Origin of the sequence: Streptomyces alkaliterrae (assembly GCF_007097205.2) — a bacterium.
Taxonomy (GTDB): Bacteria; Actinomycetota; Actinomycetes; order Streptomycetales; family Streptomycetaceae; genus Streptomyces; species Streptomyces alkaliterrae.
In genome coordinates, this window is record NZ_VJYK02000307.1 from 1 (window position 1) to 6,454 (window position 6,454).

The following is a 6,454-nucleotide window of genomic DNA, read 5'->3' on the forward strand; positions in this document are numbered from 1 at the left end:
GCACGGCGGTGTGCGGGAGGGGTCCGCTCGGTTGTGGACCGGGGCGGGTCCGTGGCTGGAACAGCACGGACCCGCCCCGGCCTTTCTGGTTCAGGAGCCCGCTCGGATCCTGAACCGGCCGGCCGGGAGCCGTCCCTCCCGGCCGGGGTCTTGGGTGCGGCGGCGAGGCGGGCCGCCGCGGTTCACCGGGCGTCCGCGACGGCGCACGCCAGACGGCGTGCCTCGTCTCGGGCCGCGCGGGCGATCGCTTCCTCGTCGACCGTGGTGAGTCGGCCGTCCTCGACCACCGCCCGGCCGTTCACCATGGAGAGGGTGACCGGCGCGGCGGGGCCGAGGACCAGCGCGGCGACCGGGTCGGCGATGTTGGAGTGGCCCAGGCCGTCCAGCCGCCACAGCACGAGGTCGGCGAGCTTGCCGGCCTCCAACGAGCCGATCTCGTCGGCGCGGCCGAGCACCCGGGCGCCGCCGAAGGTGCCCAGGCGCAGCGCCTGGCGGACGTCGAGCGCCTTCTCGTGGTGTCCGCCGAGGCGGTTGACGAGCAGTGCGGTACGCAGTTCGGTGTGGAGTTCGCCGGCCTCGTTGGAGGCGGCGCCGTCCACACCGAGGCCGACGGGGACGCCGGCGGCCAGCATGTCGGGGACGCGGGCGATGCCCGCCCCCAGTCGGGCGTTGGAGGAGGGGCAGTGCGCCACTCCGGTGCCGGTGCGGGCGAAGGCGGCGATGTCGGAGTCGTCCATGTGGACGCAGTGCGCCATCCACACGTCCTCGCCGAGCCAGCCGGTGGACTCCAGGTAGGCGGTCGGGCCCATGCCGAACCGCTCCTGGCAGAACCGCTCCTCCTCCACCGTCTCCGAGCCGTGGGTGTGCAGCCGGACGCCCTTGCGCCGGGCGAGGCCGGCGGCCTCGCGCAGCAGTTCGGTGGTGACGGAGAAGGGCGAGCAGGGCGCGACCGCGACGTGCAGCATTGAGCCGAACGAGGGGTCGTGGTGGGTGTCGACGGCCTCCTCGGTGGCCCGGAGCGCGTCCTCGGTCGTCTCGACCGCGAAGTCCGGGGGCAGTCCGCCCGCCGACTCGCCCAGATCCATCGAGCCGCGGGCGGCGGTGAAGCGGACGCCCGTCTCGCGGGCGGCGCGGATCCCGGCGCCCAGCAGGTCGCCGGCGCCGCGCGGGAAGACGTAGTGATGGTCGGCGGCCGTGGTGACACCGCCGCGGGCCAGCATGGCCAACGAGCTCCGGGCGGCGGTGTACGCCATCGGCTCGTCGACGCGGGACCAGGTGGGGTAGAGCGAGACCAACCAGTCGAAGAGGTTGTGGTCCTGGGCCAGTCCCCGGGTCAGCCACTGCATGAAATGGTGGTGGGTGTTGACCAGGCCGGGGGTGGCCAGGTGGCCGGTGCCGTCGACGCGGCGGACGACGTTCTCCAGGTCGGCGGGTGCCGCTCCGGCGCCCACGGACTCGATGACGTTGTCGGCGACGACGATGTGTCCGCCGGCGTACTCGGTGTCGTCCGCGTCCACGGTGGCGATCGCGCACTCCTCGATCACCACGCGTTGTGCTGCTGGTCCAGCCATGGGTTGTGCCTTCCTGATGTCCGTCCGCCGGGTGGGCCCGGGGGCGAGCGGGACGGGTGTCCGGTCCCGGTGTGCGGGCGCGGACACCCCCGCTCTCCCCTGGTGACGCCGGCGCGCGTCAGGGTCCTGTACCGCTCTACAGGTTGGTCATGTCCACCGGGATCTGCGGCTCGGCACCGTCACGCAGAATGGTGGCCTCGATGAGGCCGTACGGGCGGTCGGCCGCGAAGTAGACCTCGTTGTCGTTCTTGAGGCCGAACGGCTCGAGGTCGACCAGGAAGTGGTGCTTGTTCGGCAGCGAGAAGCGGATCTCGTCGATCTCGCTGCGGCCGTTGATGACCCGCGCGCCCATCTGGTACAGCGTCTGCTGGAGGGAGAGCGAGTAGGTCTCCACGAAGGCGTCGAGCATGTGCTGCTTGGCCTTCTCGTAGGAGCGCTCCCAGTTCGGCATGCGCTGGTCGTCGCTGGTCCAGTTGTGCCGCCACACACCGGTCACCTGGGTGGCCAGGATGCGGTCGTAGGCCTCCTTGAGGGTGGTGTACCGGTCCTTCACGTAGCCCCAGAACTCCGAGTTGGTGGAGTTCATGACCGTCAGGTCCTTCAGGCCGGAGAAGACCTGCCACTTCTCACCGTCGTAGGTGATCTGCGCGGTCCGGGTCTCCTGGCCCTTGCGTACGAAGGAGTGCTTGACCTCGTCCGCGCCGATGAAGCGGGAATTGGAGTCGGAGGTCTCGATGCGGTCCCAGGCGTACTCCTCGATCCGGATGCGGGCCCGGTGGATGGGCTCCTGGGACTCCACGAAGTGCCGGGCGAGGTGGATGCCGAACTGCTCGGCCGACTCGATGCCGTACTCCTTGGCGAAGGCGTAGACGGTGTTCTTCGTCGTGTCCGTCGGCAGGCAGTTGGCGTTGGAGCCGGAGTAGTGGACGTCGTCCATGTCGCCGGAGAGCGAGACGGAGACGTTCAGGTCCTTGATGTGGTGGGTGTCGCCATCCCGGGTGATCTTGACGACGCGGTTCTCGGCCTTGCCGTACTGGTTCTGGCCGAGCAGGGTCGGGCGGCCCCCGGTGGGTCGTCCGTTGCGAGAATTAGCAGTCATGTCGGGCGTCAGCTCCCTCGGTACACGGAGTAGCCGAACGGGTTGAGCAGCAGCGGTACGTGGTAGTGCTCGCCCGGGGTGACCGCGAAGACGATCGTGACCTCGGGAAAGAAGACACCGCTGTCCCTTGCGCGGGGGGCGTCCTGCTGTTCCTCGGCTTGCTTGTCGGAAATCTGCTTGTCGGTGTGGAGTTGCCGGTGCGCGAAGTACGACTCGACCTCGAAGTTCAGACGTACGTGCGCGGTGCCCTCCGGCAGGGCCGGAAGGTCCTTGCAGCGCCCGTCCGCGTCGGTCTTCGACGCGCCGTGCGCGACCCAGTCGCCGTCGGCGTCCCGGACGGACAGTTCGACGGCGACGCCCTCGGCCGGACGTCCGATGCTGGTGTCCAGGATGTGCGTGGACACCGAGGCCGTCGTCTGGGTGCTCATGTCGGTCAGGCTCCTTCTGCGAGACGGGTCAGCCGGATGCGGTTGATCTTCACCAGTTCGGTGCGGACGTTCTCCCGCTCCCGCTCCGGTGTGTTGCCGATCCGGGTGCGGACCGCGTCGCGCATCTGCTCCGCCGTGAGGCCGGTGGCGCAGATGAGGAAGACGTGTCCGAACCGCTCCTGGTAGGCCAGGTTCAGTTCGAGCATCTCGGCCTTGAGCTCCTCGGAGGCGCCGGCCATGCCCCGCTGCTCGCGGGCGGAGGTCGGGTCTCCGGGCTTCGGCCGACCGATCGGGGGGTGACCGGCCATGGCCTCGGCCAGGTCGTCCGCCGTCAGCTCTGCCATCGCGGCGTCGCTGGCGGTGAACAGGGCGGCGGCGTCCGCGTACGGGCGCCCCGCGAGCAGCCGCTTCGCCCAGGTCGTCGAGGCGCACACCTCGTGCAGCGCGGCCTCGGCGGCGTGGTCGTCAGCGGCGTTGAACCGGGTCAGCCCCGGTGTCGGACTCGAAGTCACGGGGGCCTCCGTGGCCATGGTGCTCTGTTCGGGCTGGGGAATAGCTAAACCCCCCGGCAACGGCGCGTCAACACTTTGTTGAAGGTTTCTCGCCGAAGATCGCCCTCACGGACGCATCCGGGAACCGGCCCGGAACGCGCGTCGGGGGCCGCCGCCGATGCTCCCGGCAACGACCCCCGACCCCCGCCGGTGGCGCGCGTCAGCCACCCGCCTTGGCGGCGTTCTCCCTGTTCAGGTAGTTGTAGACGGTGAATCGGCTGACCCCGAGCGCGGTGGCGACCGTCTCCACGCCGTGCCGGACGGTGAAGGCGCCGCGGTTCTCCAGGATCCGCACGACCGACTGCTTGGTCTTGCGGTCCAGGTCCTTCAGCGGCTTGCCGTGCCGGCGCTCGAGATCCAGGAGCAGGTTGTCCAGCGTCTGGGAGAGGTGCGGCAGCCGGACGGCCAGCACCTCCTGACCCTCCCAGCTGAGCACCACGTCGTCGCCGCTCGCCTGGTCCGGCGCCACGATCTCCCCGCCCATGGCGTCCACCAGCGGCTTGACGGCCGCGGTGAACGGGTGCTCGCCGACCGCGCTCATCTGGGCTCCCCCTCCTGGCCGTCGGCCACGACGCTCACCTGGAGGGAGACCCGAGCGGCACCGGAGTCCAGGGTGCGGCGCAGCAGCTCCCCCACCACCTCCAGCACCTCGGCGTCGGACCCCTCGGCGGTGTTGCCGAACGGACCGACGTCGACCGCGTCCAGTTCGGCGCCCTGCACGATCTCACGGGCGACCACGGCGTGTCGCGGCGCCTCGTCCAGATCGAACGGCTCAGTCGTGAACTCCACTCTCAATCGCACGCGCTCAACGTACCGCGCGGCCGGCCGCCCGCCACCCCGCGAACGACCGCCACCGACGGTCAGGGATCGGACAATCCGGGCGGACCCCTTGACAGCCACCCCGCAAGCGCTGCACTCTTCCACCAGATAGAACACGACTTCCGCGATACGGAAGGAGCGCCACCCTCATGGGCTTCACGGACACGCGCTTCACTGTGAACCTCTCGATCCTCTTCACCGAGCTTCCGTTGCTGGAGCGCCCGGCCGCCGCGGCCGCCGCCGGCTTCCGCGCGGCCGAGCTGTGGTGGCCCTGGGTGGAGACACCGACCCCCGAGCAGTCCGAACTGGCCGCGCTGCGCAGCGCCTTCCAGGACGCCGGCGTCCAGCTCACCGGGCTGAACTTCTACGCCGGGCAGCTGCCGGGCCCCGACCGCGGCGCCCTCTCGGTGCCGGGCGAGGAGTCCGAGCGGTTCCGCGCGAACGTCGACGTGACCGCCGACTTCGCGCAGTCCCTCGGCTGCCGCGCGCTCAACGCGCTCTACGGCAACCGCGTCGAGGGCGCCGACCCGGCCCGACAGGACGAACTCGCCCTGGAGAACCTGACCCTGGCCGCCCGGGCCGCCGACCGCATCGGCGCGATCCTCCTGGTCGAGGCCCTGAACCAGCCGGAGTCACCGAAGTACCCGCTGGTCAGCGCGCCCGCCGCGGTGGAGGTCGTCGAGCGGGTCAACGCCGCGACCGGCCTGGACAACGCCCGCTTCCTGATGGACCTCTACCACCTGTCGATGAACGGCGAGGACCTGCCGCGGGTGATCGACGAGTACACCGCCGTCACGGGCCACGTCCAGATCGCCGACAACCCCGGCCGGGGCGCGCCCGGCACCGGCGACCTCGACCTCGCCGACCTGCTCGGCCGGCTGCGCAAGAGCGGTTACGACGGCTGGGTCGGCCTCGAGTACAAGCCGGGCGACGCGCCCAGCGCCGAGTCCTTCGGCTGGCTGCGCACCGCCGACTGACTCCGGCCAGGCCGCGGGCGCCCGCGCGCCCGGGCCGAAGCCACGACGACACCACGACACAGAGGGTCACACACCGATGAGCAACACACTTCCCCGCATCGCCTGGATCGGCCTGGGCATCATGGGCTCCCCGATGGCCGAGAACCTGATCAAGGCCGGCTACCAGGTCACCGGCTTCACCCTGGAGCAGGACAAGCTGGACCGCCTTGCCGCCGCCGGCGGCAAGGCGGCCGGCTCGATCGCCGAGGCCGTCGCCGACGCCGACGTGGTCATCACCATGGTGCCGGCCGACCCGCAGGTCAAGGCCGTCATCCTCGGTGAGGACGGTGTCATCGCACACGCCGGGCAGGGCGCGACGATCATCGACATGTCCTCGATCACCCCGCAGACCTCCATCGCGGTGGCCGAGGCGGCCGCGCAGGCCGGCAAGGACCTGAAGGTCCTGGACGCCCCGGTCTCCGGCGGCGAGGCCGGCGCGATCGAGGCCGTGCTGTCCATCATGGTCGGCGGCGAGCAGGCCGACTTCGACCGGGTGAAGCCGGTGTTCGAGGCGCTCGGCAAGACGATCATCCTGTGCGGCCCGCACGGCTCCGGCCAGACGGTGAAGGCCGCCAACCAGCTGATCGTCGCGGTCAACATCCAGGCCTGCGCCGAGGCCGTGGTCTTCCTGGAGAAGTCCGGGGTCGACCTGGACGCCGCACTCGACGTGCTCGCCGGCGGGCTGGCCGGTTCCACCGTGCTGGACCGCAAGAAGGAGAACTTCAAGAAGCGGGACTTCAAGCCGGGCTTCCGCATCGACCTGCACCACAAGGACATGGGCATCGTCACCGACGCGGCCCGCAGCGTGGGCGCCGCGCTGCCGGTCGGCGCGGTCGTCGCCCAGCTGGTGGCCTCGCTGCGCGCCCAGGGCGACGGCGGCCTCGACCACTCCGCGCTGCTGCGCGCGGTCGAGCGGCTGTCCGGCGACTCCGTCTGATCCCCCCGCCCTCCCCGAGGCTGTCTCTTATAC

The 6,454-nt window shown here is 70.9% G+C and carries 8 protein-coding genes; 2 read left to right on the top strand and 6 right to left on the bottom strand.

Translation table 11 applies throughout. The features are described from left to right. Positions 1 to 182: 182 nt before the first annotated feature. The 6 genes from FNX44_RS22135 to FNX44_RS22160 all read right to left on the bottom strand — a co-directional run bounded on the left by FNX44_RS22135 (position 183) and on the right by FNX44_RS22160 (position 4,450). The gene (locus FNX44_RS22135; RefSeq protein WP_143650546.1) at positions 183 to 1,571 is read right to left on the bottom strand and encodes an 8-oxoguanine deaminase; all 1,389 of its coding nucleotides are present in this window, start codon (positions 1,569 to 1,571) and stop codon (positions 183 to 185) included. 136 nt (positions 1,572 to 1,707) lie between these two features. Then, a complete protein-coding gene (gene pucL, locus FNX44_RS22140; protein WP_143650547.1) occupies positions 1,708 to 2,670 on the bottom strand; it encodes a factor-independent urate hydroxylase in 963 nt (320 codons plus the stop codon). An 8-nt stretch (positions 2,671 to 2,678) separates the two neighbouring features. Next, positions 2,679 to 3,098 (bottom strand): hydroxyisourate hydrolase, encoded by a 420-nt coding sequence (uraH, locus tag FNX44_RS22145; protein WP_143650548.1) that lies wholly within the window; start codon positions 3,096 to 3,098, stop codon positions 2,679 to 2,681. Between the two features lie 5 nt (positions 3,099 to 3,103). After that, positions 3,104 to 3,628, bottom strand: coding sequence for a 2-oxo-4-hydroxy-4-carboxy-5-ureidoimidazoline decarboxylase (gene uraD, locus FNX44_RS22150; RefSeq protein WP_153507611.1), 525 nt, complete (start codon positions 3,626 to 3,628; stop codon positions 3,104 to 3,106). 181 nt (positions 3,629 to 3,809) lie between these two features. Further along, the gene (locus FNX44_RS22155) at positions 3,810 to 4,190 is read right to left on the bottom strand and encodes a helix-turn-helix domain-containing protein (protein WP_143650550.1); all 381 of its coding nucleotides are present in this window, start codon (positions 4,188 to 4,190) and stop codon (positions 3,810 to 3,812) included. Continuing rightward, positions 4,187 to 4,450, bottom strand: a complete 264-nt coding sequence (locus FNX44_RS22160) for a YkoF family thiamine-binding protein (RefSeq protein WP_143650551.1) — start codon at positions 4,448 to 4,450, stop codon at positions 4,187 to 4,189. Before FNX44_RS22160 ends, FNX44_RS22155 begins: the two co-directional genes overlap by 4 nt. Positions 4,451 to 4,617: 167 nt before the next feature. On the opposite strand from FNX44_RS22160, the gene FNX44_RS22165 reads away from it, so the two are divergent. Both FNX44_RS22165 and FNX44_RS22170 read left to right on the top strand, forming a co-directional pair. Next, positions 4,618 to 5,445: a TIM barrel protein gene (locus FNX44_RS22165; RefSeq protein ID WP_143650552.1), complete on the top strand. Its 828-nt coding sequence runs from the start codon at positions 4,618 to 4,620 to the stop codon at positions 5,443 to 5,445. Between the two features lie 76 nt (positions 5,446 to 5,521). Then, complete coding sequence (locus FNX44_RS22170; RefSeq protein ID WP_143650553.1) at positions 5,522 to 6,421, top strand: 2-hydroxy-3-oxopropionate reductase; 900 nt, start codon at positions 5,522 to 5,524, stop codon at positions 6,419 to 6,421. Positions 6,422 to 6,454: the final 33 nt, after the last annotated feature.

Bases quoted from the DNA above. Each gene is read 5' to 3' on its own strand.
- FNX44_RS22170 (WP_143650553.1), top strand. From the start codon at position 5,522: ATGAGCAACACACTTCCCCGCATCGCCTGGATCGGCCTGGGCATCATG.
- uraD (WP_153507611.1), bottom strand. From the start codon at position 3,628: ATGGCCACGGAGGCCCCCGTGACTTCGAGTCCGACACCGGGGCTGACC.
- FNX44_RS22135 (WP_143650546.1), bottom strand. From the start codon at position 1,571: ATGGCTGGACCAGCAGCACAACGCGTGGTGATCGAGGAGTGCGCGATC.
- FNX44_RS22165 (WP_143650552.1), top strand. From the start codon at position 4,618: ATGGGCTTCACGGACACGCGCTTCACTGTGAACCTCTCGATCCTCTTC.
- FNX44_RS22155 (WP_143650550.1), bottom strand. From the start codon at position 4,190: ATGAGCGCGGTCGGCGAGCACCCGTTCACCGCGGCCGTCAAGCCGCTG.
- uraH (WP_143650548.1), bottom strand. From the start codon at position 3,098: ATGAGCACCCAGACGACGGCCTCGGTGTCCACGCACATCCTGGACACC.
- pucL (WP_143650547.1), bottom strand. From the start codon at position 2,670: ATGACTGCTAATTCTCGCAACGGACGACCCACCGGGGGCCGCCCGACC.